Here is a 15,086-nt window from a genome sequence, read left to right on the forward strand (position 1 = left end):
TATTGAAAAGGGCAGCACGCATTTTACGCCGCAGATTGTTCAGCGCCATCCCGGTGCTGATCATCGTGCTTCTGCTGACGTTCCTGCTGCTCGAAAACGCGTCTGGCGATGCCGTCGATGCCTATCTCGTCTCCATCGGCGGCGGCGATGCGGCTCTTCGGGAGACATTGCGCGGTCAATACGGGCTGGACCAGTCCATGCTCGCACGGCTGTGGCTTTATCTCTCCTCCATCGCCCGGCTGGATCTGGGCTGGTCCGTCGCCTTCGACCGCCCTGTCCTGTCGCTCATTGTGGAGCGGCTTCCCAACACGCTGTTGTTGATGGGCAGCGCCACCGTCCTTTCCTTTGCGCTCGGCTCGGCACTGGGCATCATCGCAGGTGCCAAGCCAGGCAGCGTGCAGGACCGGGCGCTGTCGACCGTGTCCCTGGCGCTTTACGCCATGCCCGGTTTCTGGCTGGGGCTGGTACTGGTCATCGCCTTCTCCGTCAAATTGCGCTGGCTGCCGACCTCCGGCATCGAGACAATCGCATCCGGCAAGGAAGGGGTTGCGCGCGCCGTGGATATCGCGCGCCATCTCGTGCTTCCCGTTGCTAGTCTCGGTCTGATTTATCTGGCTCTGTTTCTACGCGTCATGCGCAGCGCCATGGCCGATATCTGGCGGCTGGATTTCGTCACCTTCGCCCGCTCCAAAGGCCTGTCACATGCCCGCATCGTCTTGCGGCACGTCGCGCGCAATGCGGCTCTTTCGCTCGTTACCGTTCTAGGTCTGCAGTCAGCAGCCATGCTGGGCGGCAGTGTCGTCATCGAAAGCGTTTTTGCCGTACCCGGTTTCGGCAGACTGGCGCAGGAAGCGGTGAGCGGACGCGACACGCCGTTGTTGATGGGCATCATCCTGACCAGCGCTGTTTTCGTCATCCTCGTCAATCTCACCGTCGATCTGCTCTATGCCCTCCTCGATCCGCGCATCGGTGCGCAGGAGGCAAGCTGATGCATATTCTCCGGCAAATCCCCCGCAGCCCGGAAGGCCTAATCGGCCTTCTCGTTCTTCTCATCATCGCCGCAGCTGGCATCGCTGCACCTTTCCTCTTTCCGAAAGACCCGCTGACGATTGTCGGCGCACCGCTCATCGCGCCCTTCACAAACCCGACGCTACCCTTTGGCACGGACAGCCTAGGTCGGGATGTGCTGGCTGGCCTTTTCCACGGCGCGCGCGTCTCGCTGGCCGTCGGCATCAGTGCGGCAGCAGCAGCTCTGGTCATCGGTGCTGTCATGGGTACGCTTGCCGGATTTGCAGGCGGCCTCATCGATGAAGCCCTGATGCGCGTCACCGATGCCTTTCAGATCGTGCCGAGCTTCCTGCTGGCGCTCGCCTTCGTCAGCACCATCGGCGCATCGATCCCGGTCGTCATTCTCGCCATTGCGCTGGGTGCGTGGGCTGATCCGGCGCGGCTGACGCGGGCACAGGTTCTGTCCATCCGTGAGCGCGATTACGTCGCATCCGCCCGCGCCATCGGCATGCATCCGCTGGAAATAGCCTTTCGTCAAATCCTGCCCAATGCGCTCGCTCCCATCATCGCCCTGGCCGCCATCATCGTCGCGGGTGCCATTCTCACCGAAGCGGCCCTGTCGTTTCTCGGCCTTGGAGACCCCAATGTCGTCACCTGGGGTTCGATGATATCGGAGGGACGCAACGTGCTGCGCTCCTCCCCTTTTCTTTCGATCATTCCCGGTATCGGGTTGGTGGTCACGGTTCTTGGCGTTTACCTGCTGGGCGAAGGCATAAACAAGGCATTGGCGGCAGAGGTGAAGCGATGAGCCAACCACCGCTCTGCCGCATTGAAAACCTCTCTGTCACCTATGCCGGTGCAACCCACCTTGCGCTCGAAACAGTGTCCCTGTCGCTCTCGCGCCATCGTCGCCTCGCCATTATCGGCGAAAGCGGCTCTGGCAAAAGTACCCTTGCGCGGCGGTTGGCCGGTCTCTTGCCAGCCAATGTAGCAACGTCCGGCAGAGTCATCTGGAACCCAGGTTCGGCGGTGGAAACCGATGCCGCCTTTCCCCGCGCCGGGCGTGATATCGGCTATGTCTTCCAGGACCCCGGTGCCAGCCTCAATCCGGTTCTCACCCTTGGCGAACAGGTCGCAGAAGGTGCCGTTCGCCACCTTAGCCTCTCGTGGAAGGAAGCGCTCGCCCATGCCCGTGATCTCCTAGAGCAGGTGCAGTTGCCGCATCCTTCTTCCCTGCTGAAAGCCTACCCGCACCAGCTTTCCGGCGGCCAACGCCAGCGTGTCGCCATCGCTTGCGCCATCTCTGCTCGTCCTAAACTCCTCATCGCCGATGAAGCGACAAGCGCACTCGACACCATCACACAGGCTGCCATAACCAGGCTTCTCGACAGGTTGGTGAGCGAAAACGGCATGACGCTGATTTTTATCACGCACGACATAGCGCTGGCCTCATCGCTGGCAGACGATATCGCGGTTCTGAAATCCGGCAAGCTGGTCGAAGCGGGCAAAGCCGCCTACGTCCTTTCGAACCCGGCAAACGCCTATACGAAGCGCCTGATCGCCGCCCATCTAGATCTCTCCACCCCCCGGCTGATAGAGAGCGTGTCGTGATGACACAGCTTCTCTCGGTTGAAGGATTATCCAAGACGTACACCACGCAAGGTCGTATCACCCACGCCGTGCGCGACGTGTCCTTCTCCCTTGCCCAAGGTGAAACGCTGGGGTTGGCCGGGCCTTCCGGCTGCGGCAAGTCATCGCTGGCCCGCTTGGTCATGCGGTTGACCGAACCGGATGCAGGTAGCATCCGTTTTCAAGACCAGAACTGGCGCGCCCTCTCCGGCCAGCCGCTTCGCCACGCAAGGCGGCACATGCAGATGGTGTTTCAGGATACCCATGCCGCCTTCAACCCGCGTTCCACGGTCGCAACAGTGATCGATGAGCCGCTGCGCATCCACCACATCACGCCACCGAAAGATCGCCCTGCCGAAATTGCAGGCTTGCTGGAGCGCGTCGGTCTGCCGGGCGATTTCGCCAGCCGTCCCGTGCTGGAACTCTCCGGCGGCCAGCGCCAGCGCGTGGCAATCGCGCGTGCGCTCAGCACGCAGCCAGCGCTTCTGGTGATGGATGAAGCCGTATCCGCGCTCGATGTTTCCGTACGCGCACAAATTCTTGAATTGCTCGTTTCCATTCAAAGGCAAACCGGCCTTGCCTGCCTGTTCGTCTCCCACGACATTGCCGTCATCCGCGCCGTTTGCCACCGGGTCGCCATCATGGAGGCGGGCAGCATCGTCGAGTATGGTGAAACGCAACGCATCGTTTCCGCCCCACAATCTGAGACCGCGCAACGCCTGATCGCGGCAACGCAGACCCTGCGCAACAAAGAGGAGCCCGACCGTGCCCAACCGTGACTGGAGCCATCTGCTCGATATTCCCACCTTTCCGGCAGAAAATTATGCCGTTCTGGCAGATCGGCTGGGCGCACTTATGGGCACGAAAAACGATGTGCTGCTGATCCAGGCGGAGGCGGTTCTGGCGCTGGAAGCCGTGGCAACCAGTCTTGCGCATCCCGGCCTGAAAGCGCTCAACATCGTCACCAGCCCCTATGGAACGTGGTTTGGAAACTGGCTGGCAAAGGGTGGCGCCGATGTCATCAATCTCACTGCACCGGCTGCGCAACCTATTACGCTGGAGGCCGTCAAAGCCGGGCTTGAACGTCACCCTGATATCCACATCCTGTCCCTCGTTCACGCGGAATCGGCAAGCGGCATTCTCAACCCGCTGGAAGAGATCTCGGCACTGGCCAGAGAACGTGGCATTCTCACCATTGTCGATACCGTCGCCTCCGTCGGCGGCCATGCGCTGGACGTGGACAGTCTCGGCATCGATATTGCCGTCATCGGACCGCAGAAAGCGTTGGCGGGAACAGCTGGGCTCTCGGCTATATCAGTCAGCAAAAAAGCCTGGACCCTGTTGCAACACGACAAAGCGCCGCGCATCTCCATGCTCTCCCTGCTCGATCAGAAGGAACAATGGCTCGATCTGGGCCGCCACGCTCTGCCCGGCACGCCCGCTCCGCTGGAATTCTTCGCGCTGCAAGCCGCGCTCGACAGGGTCGAAGCTGAGGGCATCGGGCAAGTGCAAAAGCGGCATCAATTGGCGCGACAGGCCACGCGGGCCGGACTTCTGGCGCTGGGTGCACAGCTATGGGTGCCGAACCCACTTTCATCGGCCCTCGTCACCACCGCCGTTCTGCCGCCCGACATAGACCGACAGACATTTCTGTCGCGTCGAAATATTGCTGGTGCTGATATAACGGCAGGCGTCGGCCCCGGCACCGAACGCCTCGTTCGCCTCAACCATACTGGCCAACGCGCAACTGAAGAGGCGGTGCTGGCAAACCTCACAGCATTTTCGCAGGCACTGGATGCTAACGGCCATGCAAACGATCTCGAAAAGACTCTCGAAATCGCCACTGAAATCTACCGCTCAGCCGCGCCGCTTTAAAACTGCTGTGTTATTACCAAGGAATGAAGCTCTGCAAATTAGCAGATTCCAGAAATGAATCTCTCAAACGTCCCCACATCAGTAACAGACTAATTCCCTCAGCAATCTTGACGAAATCGTGGCAACGCGCGAATATTTACACCTCGTTAAATATTGTGACAATGAGGGACAAAATGGTAGCTGGCTTTAATATGCTCTCCTTCGACCTGTTCGGTCTCGGTCGCAAGGCGCAGGAAGAAAAGCTGAAACGCGAAAGCGGCTTTAACTCGGAACCCAAAAGCAAGGATGATTCCGAGCAGCACGACCGGGATCAGGAACATGAGTTGTTCTTCTGGTCGCTGTATCCGGTGATTTAGGGAGCTTCATTAAGTAGGTAAGGGCAGCGTGTGTGGCTCACCCCCCTCTGCCCTGCCGGGCATCTCCCACTCAAGGGGGGAGATCGAATCGCGGGGGAGCCCCCGGTAGTATCAAGCGATGCGAATAAGGCGACTAGCTGGCGTCTTGCTAATCTCCCCCCTTGAGGGGGAGATGCCCGGCAGGGCAGAGGGGGGGTAAGCCGTACCCTCCGTCCCGAACCGTAACTGTGACCCAACCACCGTCACGCCGAGATCACAACTTCACCCAACCGCCATTCTGCTTGGACGAAGCGATGCATGCCTCGACAAAAGCGACGCCTTTCACACCATCATCGATGGTGGGATAAGCCACAGCCTTATCCAACGCAGTACCACCACGCCGCGCCTCGATGGCATTAGCGGCTTCCGTGTAGATCGTCGCGAAAGCTTCGAGGTAACCTTCAGGGTGACCAGATGGAATGCGGCTGACGCGGGCCGCGGCCGCTCCGGCTCCTGCACCACCACGGGTGATCAGTTGCTTGGGCTCGCCCAGCTTGGTGAACCACAGATAGTTCGGGTCGGCCTGCGTCCACTCGATGCCAGCCTTGGTGCCGTAGACGCGCACCTTCAGGCCGTTTTCATTGCCCACAGCCACCTGACTGCACCAAAGCAGACCCTTGGCGGGTGCTTTGCCATCCTTGGCCTTGAAGCGCAGCATGACGTGAGCGTTATCGTCAAGACGACGTCCCTCTACGAACGTATGCACATCCGCCGCAAGCTCTTCGGCCTCGAGCCCGGAAATGAAGCAGCCGAGATTGTAAGCATGCGTGCCGATATCACCGGTAGAGCCACCTGCGCCGGATTGGGCGGGGTCGGTGCGCCACACGGCCTGCTTGGCACCGGTCTGCTCGACGGGTTCCGCCAGCCAGTCCTGCGGATATTCCATCTGCACCAGGCGGATATCACCCAACTCGCCAGTTTCCACCAGTTCGCGCGCATGGCGCGCCATGGGGTAGCCAGTGTAATTATGCGTCAGCACGAACAGGGCATCAGCCTTATCGGCAACCGCTTTCAGCTTCTTGGCATCCTCCAGATTGGAGGTCAGCGGCTTGTCGCAGATGACATGGATGCCGCGTTCCAGAAAAGCTTTCGCCGCCGGGTAGTGCACATGGTTGGGCGTGACGATGGAAACAGCCTGAATGCCATCCGGTCGTGCTGCTTCCTTTTCCGCCATCTCTTCGAAAGAGCCATAGCAGCGGTCTTCGTCCAGACCCAGTTCCAGACCGGATGCCTGGGACTTCTCCGGTGTCGAGGACAGCGCCCCCGCCACCAGCTCAAACCGGTTGTCCAGCCGCGCCGCCATGCGGTGCACACCGCCGATGAACGCGCCGGAGCCACCGCCCACCATGCCGAGGCGAATGCGCGCATTGGCCTTATCGGTTGTCTTTCCTTCGATCGTCATTTTGTTTCCTCGGATTTATGAAAGGCCGAGCATGCGGCGGTTGGCGGCATCGTCCGTGCCTGATGATGCGAAGTCGTCGAAGGCTTTTTCGGTGACGCGAATGATATGCGCCTTGACGAATTCGGAGCCTTCGGCAGCACCGTCTTCCGGGTGCTTCAGCGCGCATTCCCATTCAACCACGGCCCAGCCATCGAAATCATTGGCGGCCATTTTCGAGAAGACCGCGCCGAAATCCACCTGCCCGTCGCCCAACGAGCGGAAGCGTCCAGCCCGCTCGACCCAGCCCTGATAGCCGCCATAAACGCCCTGGCGACCCGTCGGGTTGAACTCGGCATCCTTGACGTGGAACATCTTGATGCGGTCTTTGTAGATGTCGATATTGTCGAGATAATCCAGGCACTGCAGCACGTAATGCGAGGGGTCGTAGAGCATGTTGGCACGGCTATGGTTCTTCACGCGCTCCAGGAACATCTCGAAGGTTACGCCGTCATGCAGGTCTTCGCCGGGGTGAATTTCGTAGCAGACGTCAACGCCCTGCTCATCGGCATAATCGAGGATTGGCGTCCAGCGTTTGGCAAGCTCGTCAAACGCGGCTTCCACCAGACCGGCAGGGCGCTGCGGCCATGGATAGATGAACGGCCATGCGAGTGCGCCGGAGAAGGTCGCATGGGCATTGATGCCCAGATTGCGTGATGCCTTGAGCGCAAGCTTGACCTGCTCCACCGCCCATTCCTGACGTGCTTTCGGGTTGCCACGCACTTCAGGTGCGGCAAAACCGTCAAAGGCTTCGTCATAGGCTGGATGCACTGCCACCAGCTGGCCTTGCAGATGGGTGGAGAGCTCGGTCACCTCAACGCCGTTCTGGCGCGCGACACCGGCGAACTCGTCGCAATAATCCTTGGATTCGGCTGCTTTTTTCAGGTCTATCAACTGTCCGGCCCAAGTTGGAACCTGCACGCCGAGATAACCCTTCTCCGCCGCCCACTTGGTAATGCCGTCCCACGTATTGAACGGTGCAGCATCGCCCGCAAACTGACCGAGGAAAAGTCCCGGCCCCTTGATCGTCTTCATGAATTACTCCTCCTGCATCGATACAGTTCAGCGGTTACAGCCTCCACCCGCCACCGGCGCACAAGCTAACCGCTGATAAATTTCGTGCAACCCTCAATCATCACTGCGGCATAAGAATTTGCATCTTCACTTCGCCAGCGGGGGCGGATGCTGCGAGATCGAACGCCTTGATGCTGTCTTCGAAATCGAAGGTGCGGGTGATCAGCGGCGCGACATCGATGGCACCGGATGCCAGCATATCGACGCAGCGGCCAAACACGTTCGCGTAACGGAAAACGTGCTCAACGCGGGCCTCACGGATTTGCGCCGCCACCACGTCATAGGCCACCAGCTTCGTCGGCATACCGACGAAAACCACCGTTCCCGCTGGCCGCAACGGCTCGAACACGTGGGTAATCGCAGCTTCCGCACCGGAGCATTCGAAAATCACATCGGCTCCCCAGCCAGCTGTGGAATTCAGCACTTGCTCGGCGAGGTTCTGCTCACGCACATTGACGGTTTCGACAGGGCCAAGACCCCGTGCCATGTCCAGCTTCACCGGGTCGACATCCGAAACGATAACACGCGCGCAACCGGCGGCAAGCGCCGCCAGCACCGTGACGAGACCAATCGGGCCCGCGCCGATAACGACAGCGCTATCGCCCGGCTTGACCTTGGCCTGTGTCGCCGCCTGCACGCCAACGGCCAGCGGCTCCACCATCGCCCCCGCGGCAAAGGACACATTGTCAGGCAGCTTGAACGTGTAGGCGGCTGGATGCACCACAGATGCGCGCAGCACGCCGTGGATGGGAGGCGTCGCCCAGAAACGCACGGCAGGATCGAGATTATAGTGGCCGATGCGGCTTGCGCGGCTGATCGGGTCCGGGATCCCCGGCTCCATGCACACACGGTCGCCCACCGACAGGTTCGTTACGCCGGAGCCGACCTCGGTCACGGTACCGGAAGCCTCATGGCCCAGAATCATCGGCTCGCGCACCACGAAATTGCCGATGGCACCGTGAGTGTAATAATGCACGTCGCTGCCACAAATACCGACGGTGCGGATGGCGATGCGCACATCATGCGGGCCGACCTGTTCGTCCAGCGGAAACGGCCGCAGCGATAGTTTTCCCAGTTCCTCCAGAACGAGCGCGCGCTCTTCACCCGTTACGGATATTCCTTGCGACTGCATGCGGTCCTCCTCGACCATGAACGATGCGTTTGCGATAACAAAACCGGGAACAGCGTTAATAAGCAAGGTCGAAAAGAAACTTTTCCCGCTCCAACCGGTTTGCCTGACTTGGACATCAACCGGGAGAATGAGACATGTTAATGACCAGACGCGCCGTCATGGCCGCCACTGCCGCTACGGCGGCGGCAGCGACGCTTTCCGCGCCATCGATTGCCCAGGCAGCACTTCCTTTCAAACAACCCGCTTTGCCCTTCAAAGAGGATGCGCTGGCCCCTCATATCTCCGCCAAAACAGTTGGCCTGCACTACGGCAAGCACCATAAGGCCTATTTCGACAAGCTGAACACGCTGGCCAAAGGCACCCCTTACGCCGACATGGAGTTGGAAGAGATCGTCAAGGCTTCTGCTGGCAAAACGGCCGACAAGAAGATTTTCAACAACGCAGCCCAGGCTTGGAACCACGTAGTCTACTGGGAGCAGTTCACGCCTGGCGGCCCGAAACGTCCGGAAGGCAAAGTCGCGGAAGAACTGAACGCCAGCTTCGGTGACTACGGCAAATTCATCGAAAAGGCGGTCGCGACGTCTGACGAAGTCTTCGGCACAGGCTGGGTTTGGCTGACGCGTGACGACCAGAACAAGCTCGCTCTCTTCGGCTATGAAGATGGCAACAACCCCGTGGCTGTTGGCCGCCCCGCCTATCTGGGCATCGATATCTGGGAACACGCCTATTACGTCGATTACGAAAACCGCAAGCCTGAGCATATCAAGGTGGTTCTCGAAAACCTCGTGAACTGGCGTGTGGTGGGTGATAAGATCACCAAAGCTTGAATATTCGCTCTATTCGTTGTGAACGCCCCGACAAGCTCGGGGCGTTTTGCGTTTATCACAATGGTTTCCGACAAAAAGACAGTGGTTATTTCCTGTCCTGCACGACAAATGATTCTAAACACTAAGCCTAAATTAGCATCAAACTCGCGGAAAGTTGAACTTTTGGTCAAAAACCACTGAATTCGCTTTGGATGCCCGCTTGAGTATGTGCAAAGATTCTTATAACCACGTTGCATCGGTAGTCGCAGAATAAGCGGGCCGGAGACAAAAATTGGGAGCTCAATCATGAGATATAAACTTGGCCTAATCGCCGCAGCGCTGCTTTCGGCGACGTGCTTTGCACCTGCGGCAAGCGCAAAAACCTTCGTATACTGCTCTGAAGGTTCACCGGAAGGTTTCGACCCCGGTCTCTACACCGCCGGCACCACTTTCGATGCCTCGGCACACACCGTTTACAGCCGCCTGCTGGAATTCGAACCCGGCACAACCAAGCCAGTTGCTGGTCTTGCCGAGAGCTGGGAAGTATCGGAAAACGGCACGGTCTACACGTTCAAGCTTCGCAAGGGCGTAAAATTCCAGACCACAGAATTCTTCACGCCAACCCGTGAACTCAATGCAGATGACGTCGTTCTGTCCATCGAGCGTCAGATCAAGACCGACAACCCATGGCACCAGTATGTACCAGGCACGTCCTGGGAATATGCCGAAGGCATGGGCTTCCCCAAGCTGATCAAGTCTGTCGAAAAAGTCGACGACATGACGGTCAAGTTTACTCTGAACCGTCCTGAAGCACCTTTCCTCGCCAACCTTGCCATGCCGTTCGCTTCGATTATTTCGAAGGAATACACAGACAAGCTGGCTGCTGAAGGCAAGCAGGCACAGTTGAACCAGATGCCAGTTGGCACTGGTCCATTCGCTTTCGTTGGTTACCAGCAGGATGCCGTCATCCGCTACAAGGCCAACAAGGAATATTGGGGCGGCGCGCCAAAGATCGATGATCTCGTTTTCGCGATCACCACCGATGCCGCCGTTCGCTTCCAGAAGCTGAAGGCTGGCGAATGCCACCTGATGCCTTACCCGAACGCTGCCGACGTTTCTTCCATGAAGAAAGACCCGACCCTGACGGTTCTGGAGCAGGAAGGCCTCAACGTTGCCTACCTCGCCTACAACACCACGCAGGCTCCTTTCGACAAGCCGGAAGTCCGCAAGGCGCTGAACAAGGCCATCAACAAGAAGGCCATCGTTGACGCCGTGTTCCAGGGCATGGCAACACCTGCCAAGAACCCGCTGCCACCGACAATGTGGTCCTACAACGACAAGGTCGAAGACGACACCTACGATCTGGAAGCAGCCAAGAAGATGCTGACAGACGCAGGCGTCAAGGACCTATCGATGAAGGTATGGGCGATGCCGGTTTCGCGTCCATACATGCTCAACGCCCGCCGCGCTGCAGAAGTCATCCAGGATGATTTCGCCAAGATCGGCGTAAAGGTTGAGATCGTTTCCTATGAATGGGCCGAATATCTGGACCGTTCGAAGGCAAAGGACCGTGACGGTGCCGTGTTCCTCGGCTGGACCGGTGACAATGGTGATCCGGACAACTTCCTCGACACGCTGCTCGGTTGCGATGCCGTTGGCGGCAACAACCGCGCTCAGTGGTGCGACAAGGACTTCGACGCTCTCGTGAAGAAGGCCAAGATCACCACCGATCAGGCAGAACGCACCAAGCTTTACGAAGAAGCACAGGTCGTCTTCAAGAAGCAGGCACCTTGGGCCACCATCGACCACTCCCTGTCCGTCGTTCCGATGCGCAAGGAAGTCACTGGTTTTGTCCAGAGCCCGCTGGGTGACTTTACCTTCGAAAACGTAGATATCGCCGAGTAATATTCGACGCATCTGAAAATGCCGCGTGTCTTGTCTCAAGGCGCGCGGCACTTGCGTTCTGAAGCATCTCTAAACAACAAAGAAGCAGACCGAAAAGGTCGCTACTACCAGCGCATAGGTTCCTCAAGGAACAGATCGAAGGTTTCTCATGATTGGCTTTCTCGTGCGGCGCATCGCCGTGCTCATCCCGACCTTCATCGGGGTTTCTATTATCGCGTTCCTGTTCATCCGTCTTTTGCCGGGAGATCCGGTCGCCCTCCTGTCGGGTGAGCGCGTGATGTCGCCGGAGCGGCATGCGCAAATCAGCGCGGCTCTCGGCATGGACCGACCCATGATCATCCAGTATCTGGATTATCTCAAGGGCATCGTCATGGGCGATTTCGGCACGTCCATCGTGTCCAAGACGCCTATCCTCACGCAGTTCAAGGCGCTGTTTCCCGCAACCGTGGAACTGTCCTTCTGCGCCATGCTCATCGCTATCGCCATCGGCATTCCAGCTGGCATCATCGCCGCCATCAAGCGCGGATCGGCTTTCGATCAGGGCCTAATGGGCGTCGCACTTGTCGGTTATTCCATGCCGATCTTCTGGTGGGGACTGCTGCTCATCATCTTGTTTTCCGGCATCCTGCAATGGACACCGGTATCTGGCCGGATCTCGCTGATGTTCTACTTCCCGCCTGTCACCGGCTTTATGCTGATCGACTCGCTGCTGTCTGGACAAAAGGGCGCGTTCTCTTCGGCGCTCAGCCACCTCATCCTGCCGTCGATCGTGCTGGCCACCATTCCGCTGGCCGTCATTGCGCGCCAAACGCGGTCAGCCATGCTGGAAGTGCTTTCGGAAGATTACGTCCGCACCGCCCGCGCCAAGGGTCTTGCCCCCTTCCGCGTCATCGGCATCCATGCGCTGCGCAATGCCATGATCCCTGTCATCACCACCATTGGTCTTCAGGTCGGCGTCATGCTGGCCGGTGCCATCCTCACCGAAACGATCTTCTCCTGGCCGGGCATCGGCAAGTGGATGGTCGATTCCGTCTTCCGCCGCGATTACCCTGTCATTCAGGGTGGTCTCCTGCTGATTGCGGGCATCATCATGGTCGTCAACCTCATCGTTGATCTCCTATATGGCCTCATCAATCCGCGCATCCGGCATTAAAGAAGAGGATCGTTTCATGGCCGATACCGCCATTACAAAAACAGCCGAGCCGGTTTCCTCCTCCGCCATGCGCAAGCAGATGCTGAAGGAATTCTGGTTCTATTTTTCGGAAAACAAGGGTGCCGTCATCGGGCTCTATGTTTTTATCGCCCTGGTGATCGTCGCCGTCTTCGCGCCTGTCATCGCTCCGCATTCACCGTTCCAGCAATATCGTGATGTCGTGCTGCTTCCACCCTTCTGGATGGAAGGTGGCAACACCTCTTACCTGCTGGGAACGGACCCGGTTGGCCGCGATATTCTGTCCCGCCTGATTTACGGCGCGCAATATTCGCTGTTCATCGGTGTCTTCGTGACCACGCTTTCGCTGACGACCGGCATTCTGATCGGCGTCATCGCCGGTTATTACCGCGGTTGGCTGGACACGATGATCATGCGTCTCATGGACATCATCCTCGCTTTCCCATCGCTGCTTCTGGCATTGGTGCTGGTTGCCATTCTCGGCCCCAGCCTGACCAACGGCATGATTGCGATTGCGCTGGTCTTGCAGCCGCATTTCGTGCGTCTCACCCGCGCCGCCGTCATGGCCGAAAAGAGCAAAGATTACGTCACCGCCTCGCGTCTGGCCGGTGCCGGACCAATGCGTCTAATGTTTAAGACGATCCTGCCCAACTGCACGGCTCCGCTCATCGTTCAGGCGACTTTGTCCTTCTCCAATGCCATTCTCGATGCCGCAGCACTCGGCTTTCTTGGCATGGGCGCACAGCCACCGGCACCAGAATGGGGCACCATGCTAGCCGAAGCGCGTGAATTCATTCTGCGCGCCTGGTGGGTCGTCACTTTCCCCGGTCTTGCCATCCTCATTACTGTTCTCGCCATCAACCTGATGGGCGACGGTCTGCGCGATGCCCTCGACCCGAAACTGAAGAGGTCCTGATATGGCACTTCTGCAAATCGATAATCTCACCGTCGAATTCGAAACGGCCAGCGGCTGGTTTCGCGCCGTAGACGGCGTTTCCGTCTCGGTCGAACAGCGTGAAGTTCTGGCCATCGTCGGAGAATCCGGCTCGGGCAAATCGGTCTCGATGCTCGCAGTCATGGGTCTTCTGCCCTGGACAGCCCGCATCACCGCCGACCGTATGCTGTTTCAGGGCAAGGATATCCAGCAGCTCAGCGCGTCCGAGCGACGCAAGCTGATCGGCAAGGATATCGCCATGATCTTCCAGGAACCGGTGGCAAGCCTCAACCCTTGCTTCACGGTCGGCTTCCAGCTCGAGGAAGTCCTGCGTATCCACATGGGCATGGACAAGAAGACGCGCCACGCCCGCGCCATCGAGCTATTCAACCTCGTCGGTCTGCCGGACCCGGAAGAGCGCTTGAAGCACTTCCCGCATCAAATGTCCGGTGGCCAGTGCCAGCGCGTGATGATCGCCATCGCGATTGCCTGCAACCCGAAACTTCTCATCGCCGACGAGCCGACAACAGCGCTCGACGTGACGATCCAGAAGCAGATCCTCGATCTCCTGATGAAGCTTCAGGCCGAAACCGGCATGGGCCTCATCATGATCACCCACGACATGGGTGTTGTGGCTGAAACGGCGGACCGCGTGATTGTGCAATACAAGGGTAAAAAAATGGAGGAGGCAGACGTGCTCTCCCTGTTCGAAAACCCCAAGAGCAACTACACCAAGGCGCTTCTGGCCGCCCTTCCTGAAAATGCGACGGGTGATCGCCTGACCACCGTGTCGCAATTCTTCGATGGTACGCCAGCAGCTGCGGGAGAACCGGCATGACCGAAACCAAAAACATGCTCGAAATCCGCAATATGAAGCGTGATTATCATCTTCCGGGCGGCTTCATGAAGAAGGCCAAGACCATTCATGCGGTCAAGGGCGTGTCCTTTTCGCTCGAAACCGGCAAGACGCTGGCCATTGTCGGCGAAAGTGGTTGCGGCAAGTCTACGCTCGCCCGTATGTTGACTTTCATCGATGAACCGACATCCGGCGATCTTCTGATCGACGGCCAGAAGGTCGATACGCGCCCCGGTCACCTAACATCCGAAATGCGCCAGAAGGTGCAGATCGTTTTTCAGAACCCCTACGGCTCGCTCAACCCACGCCAGAAGATCGGTGACGTCTTAGGCGAACCTCTGCTGATCAACACCAAGCTATCGGCCGCCGAACGTCGTGAAAAAGCCAATGACATGCTGGTGCGCGTCGGTCTGGGACCGGAACACTATAACCGCTACCCGCACATGTTCTCCGGCGGTCAGCGCCAGCGTATCGCCATTGCCCGTGCGCTGATGCTGAACCCGAAACTGCTGGTGCTGGACGAGCCTGTCTCGGCGCTCGATCTTTCGGTGCAGGCACAGGTGTTGAACCTGCTGTCCGACCTTCAGGACGAATTCGGCCTCACCTACGTCTTCATTTCCCACGATCTGTCGGTGGTGAAATATATCGCAGACGAAGTGATGGTGATGTATTTCGGCGAAGCGGTGGAATATGGCACGCGCGAGGAGGTCTTCTCCAACCCGCAGCATTCCTACACGCGCTCGCTGTTTGCAGCGACACCCAAAGCAGATGTCGATTCCATCCGCGCGCGCGTTGCCGCCAAGGCTTTGGCGAAGGCCGGTTAAGATGAACGAGAGCCTGGCACAACCAGGCTCTCACTTCGC

Annotated in this window: 15 protein-coding genes; 12 read left to right on the forward strand and 3 right to left on the reverse strand. The window is 58.7% G+C overall.

Features of this window, described 5'->3' with window-relative positions:
• Nucleotides 1–2 precede the first annotated feature (2 nt).
• From CPJ18_RS10685 to CPJ18_RS10710, 6 genes are all read left to right on the forward strand, one after another.
• Nucleotides 3–989, forward strand: a complete 987-nt coding sequence (locus CPJ18_RS10685; protein WP_103658150.1) for an ABC transporter permease — start codon at nucleotides 3–5, stop codon at nucleotides 987–989.
• A complete protein-coding gene (locus CPJ18_RS10690) occupies nucleotides 989–1,816 on the forward strand; it encodes an ABC transporter permease (RefSeq protein WP_103658152.1) in 828 nt (275 codons plus the stop codon). The genes CPJ18_RS10685 and CPJ18_RS10690 overlap by 1 nt, the downstream gene beginning before the upstream one ends.
• Nucleotides 1,813–2,619 (forward strand): ABC transporter ATP-binding protein, encoded by an 807-nt coding sequence (locus CPJ18_RS10695; protein WP_103658154.1) that lies wholly within the window; start codon nucleotides 1,813–1,815, stop codon nucleotides 2,617–2,619. Before CPJ18_RS10690 ends, CPJ18_RS10695 begins: the two co-directional genes overlap by 4 nt.
• A complete protein-coding gene (locus CPJ18_RS10700; RefSeq protein WP_103658155.1) occupies nucleotides 2,616–3,416 on the forward strand; it encodes an ABC transporter ATP-binding protein in 801 nt (266 codons plus the stop codon). The genes CPJ18_RS10695 and CPJ18_RS10700 overlap by 4 nt, the downstream gene beginning before the upstream one ends.
• On the forward strand, nucleotides 3,403–4,512 hold the full coding sequence (locus CPJ18_RS10705) for a pyridoxal-phosphate-dependent aminotransferase family protein (protein ID WP_103658157.1): 1,110 nt from the start codon (nucleotides 3,403–3,405) through the stop codon (nucleotides 4,510–4,512). The genes CPJ18_RS10700 and CPJ18_RS10705 overlap by 14 nt, the downstream gene beginning before the upstream one ends.
• Before the next feature lie 173 nt (nucleotides 4,513–4,685).
• Nucleotides 4,686–4,868: a hypothetical protein gene (locus CPJ18_RS10710; protein WP_103658159.1), complete on the forward strand. Its 183-nt coding sequence runs from the start codon at nucleotides 4,686–4,688 to the stop codon at nucleotides 4,866–4,868.
• 253 nt (nucleotides 4,869–5,121) lie between these two features.
• Here CPJ18_RS10710 and CPJ18_RS10720 read toward each other — a convergent pair whose 3' ends face one another.
• The 3 genes from CPJ18_RS10720 to CPJ18_RS10730 all read right to left on the reverse strand — a co-directional run bounded on the left by CPJ18_RS10720 (nucleotide 5,122) and on the right by CPJ18_RS10730 (nucleotide 8,551).
• On the reverse strand, nucleotides 5,122–6,309 hold the full coding sequence (locus CPJ18_RS10720) for a Gfo/Idh/MocA family protein (RefSeq protein ID WP_103658161.1): 1,188 nt from the start codon (nucleotides 6,307–6,309) through the stop codon (nucleotides 5,122–5,124).
• Between the two features lie 15 nt (nucleotides 6,310–6,324).
• Nucleotides 6,325–7,380, reverse strand: coding sequence for a sugar phosphate isomerase/epimerase family protein (locus CPJ18_RS10725; RefSeq protein ID WP_103658163.1), 1,056 nt, complete (start codon nucleotides 7,378–7,380; stop codon nucleotides 6,325–6,327).
• Between the two features lie 100 nt (nucleotides 7,381–7,480).
• Entirely contained in the window at nucleotides 7,481–8,551 is a 1,071-nt protein-coding gene (locus tag CPJ18_RS10730; protein ID WP_103658290.1) for an NAD(P)-dependent alcohol dehydrogenase, read from the reverse strand.
• Between the two features lie 134 nt (nucleotides 8,552–8,685).
• Here CPJ18_RS10730 and CPJ18_RS10735 point away from each other — a divergent pair, with 134 nt between their 5' ends.
• The 6 genes from CPJ18_RS10735 (at nucleotide 8,686) to CPJ18_RS10760 (ending at nucleotide 15,047) form a co-directional block, all read left to right on the forward strand.
• On the forward strand, nucleotides 8,686–9,378 hold the full coding sequence (locus CPJ18_RS10735) for a superoxide dismutase (protein WP_103658165.1): 693 nt from the start codon (nucleotides 8,686–8,688) through the stop codon (nucleotides 9,376–9,378).
• A 285-nt stretch (nucleotides 9,379–9,663) separates the two neighbouring features.
• On the forward strand, nucleotides 9,664–11,262 hold the full coding sequence (locus CPJ18_RS10740; protein ID WP_077103268.1) for an ABC transporter substrate-binding protein: 1,599 nt from the start codon (nucleotides 9,664–9,666) through the stop codon (nucleotides 11,260–11,262).
• 148 nt (nucleotides 11,263–11,410) lie between these two features.
• On the forward strand, nucleotides 11,411–12,415 hold the full coding sequence (locus tag CPJ18_RS10745; RefSeq protein ID WP_077103267.1) for an ABC transporter permease subunit: 1,005 nt from the start codon (nucleotides 11,411–11,413) through the stop codon (nucleotides 12,413–12,415).
• A gap of 67 nt (nucleotides 12,416–12,482) precedes the next feature.
• On the forward strand, nucleotides 12,483–13,349 hold the full coding sequence (locus tag CPJ18_RS10750) for an ABC transporter permease subunit (RefSeq protein WP_407026484.1): 867 nt from the start codon (nucleotides 12,483–12,485) through the stop codon (nucleotides 13,347–13,349).
• A gap of 1 nt (nucleotide 13,350) precedes the next feature.
• A complete protein-coding gene (locus CPJ18_RS10755; protein ID WP_103658167.1) occupies nucleotides 13,351–14,205 on the forward strand; it encodes an ABC transporter ATP-binding protein in 855 nt (284 codons plus the stop codon).
• Nucleotides 14,202–15,047, forward strand: a complete 846-nt coding sequence (locus CPJ18_RS10760; protein WP_103658169.1) for a dipeptide ABC transporter ATP-binding protein — start codon at nucleotides 14,202–14,204, stop codon at nucleotides 15,045–15,047. The genes CPJ18_RS10755 and CPJ18_RS10760 overlap by 4 nt, the downstream gene beginning before the upstream one ends.
• Nucleotides 15,048–15,086: the final 39 nt, after the last annotated feature.

This window comes from Agrobacterium rosae (assembly GCF_002915175.1).
GTDB classification, from domain to species: Bacteria; Pseudomonadota; Alphaproteobacteria; order Rhizobiales; family Rhizobiaceae; genus Agrobacterium; species Agrobacterium rosae.